Annotated in this window: 1 protein-coding gene and 1 pseudogene; both read left to right on the top strand. The window is 74.4% G+C overall.

Features of this window, described 5'->3' with window-relative positions; translation table 11 throughout:
- Positions 1-372: pseudogene (locus G3I40_RS35450) on the top strand (hypothetical protein); the annotation flags it as partial.
- 11 nt (positions 373-383) lie between these two features.
- A complete protein-coding gene (locus G3I40_RS35445; protein ID WP_343245118.1) occupies positions 384-1,394 on the top strand; it encodes a MoxR family ATPase in 1,011 nt (336 codons plus the stop codon).
- Positions 1,395-1,428 lie beyond the last annotated feature (34 nt).

Below are 1,428 nucleotides of genomic sequence, written 5' to 3'. Positions count from 1 at the left end.
GTCGCCTTCGACTACGGGCGGCGCGACGAGGTGCGGCTGCTGCGCACCAGGGCGCCCGGCATGGGCGAATGGCGGCGCAACGTACGGGTGGCCACCGGACCGGACGGCGCCCTGTACTTCCGCGCCGTGCTCCGGCCCGAGCTGCGCCGCCTGTTCGCGGCCGTGCTCGCCGAGCACCACCACGTCTCGCTCGACCACCAGCCGGAGCGCGCCGCCGAGTTGATCGGCCCGCGCCTGTGGCCGTGGCTCGGCCACGAGCCACCCGCCACCGGCCCCGACGGCGAGGTGCCCGTCGACGTCCTGCGCCGCCTCGTCGACCGCATCGAGGAACTCGGCGCACCCCGTTCCCGTACCGAACCCCCGGCAGGATGAGGAAGACCGACGTGACCCACCCCTCCGTTCCCCGGACCACGCCCCCCGCCCCCACCCCCGAGGAGGTCGGCGAGCAGGCCGCCGCCGTGCTGCGCGAGATCGGCCGCGCCGTCGTCGGCAAGCGGGACGCCCTCGAACTCGTCCTGCTCGGCGTCCTGGCCGGCGGCCACGTCCTCATCGAGGACCTGCCGGGCCTCGGCAAAACGCTGCTCGCCCGGTCCTTCGCCACCACCCTCGGCCTGGACTTCCGCCGCATCCAGTTCACGCCCGACCTGCTGCCGTCGGACGTCACGGGCGCCTCCCTGTACGACCAGCGCACGGGCGAGATGGTCTTCCACCCGGGGCCGGTCTTCACGCACCTGCTGCTCGCCGACGAGATCAACCGGACCCCGCCCAAGACGCAGGCGGCCCTCCTGGAGGCGATGGCCGAGTCACAGGTGACCGCGGACGGGGCGACGCGGCCGCTGGCCGACCCCTTCATGGTGATCGCGACCGCCAACCCCGTGGAGTACGAGGGGACTTACTCGCTGCCCGAGGCACAGCTCGACCGGTTCCAGCTCCGGGTGCGGATGGGCTACCTCACGGCCGACGACGAGACGAGCATGCTGCGCAACCGGGTCGGCCGGGCCGCGCCCGAAGCCGTCCTGGACACCCTCGCCGGGCCCGCCGACGTGGTGGCGTGGCGGGCCGCCGTGGAGCGCGTCGAGATCGACGACGACCTCCTCGGATACGCGGTCGCGCTGGTCAACGCCACCCGCGAGCACCCCCAGATCAGCATCGGCGCGTCCCCGCGAGGCGGCCTCGCGCTGGTCCAACTCGCGCGCGCCCGCGCCCTGTTGGACGGACGGGACTTCGTGGTACCGGAGGACATGAAGCGGCTCGCGGTGCCCGCGCTCGCCCACCGGGTCTCGCTGCGCCCCGAGTTGTGGGTGCGCGAGGTCTCCACGGACGACGTGCTCGGCGAGATCGTCGACCAGGTCGGGACGCCGTCGACGCGGCGCACGGCCGCCGTCCCCTCATGACGTCGCCGGCGCCGCGCCCCGGCGCGGCGGTGGT

The organism is Streptomyces sp. SID14478 (assembly GCF_010548525.1).
In the GTDB taxonomy this organism is placed as follows: Bacteria; Actinomycetota; Actinomycetes; order Streptomycetales; family Streptomycetaceae; genus Streptomyces.
The sequence above is the reverse complement of the archived record's forward strand: the minus strand, read 5'-3'. Positions and strand labels throughout refer to the sequence as shown.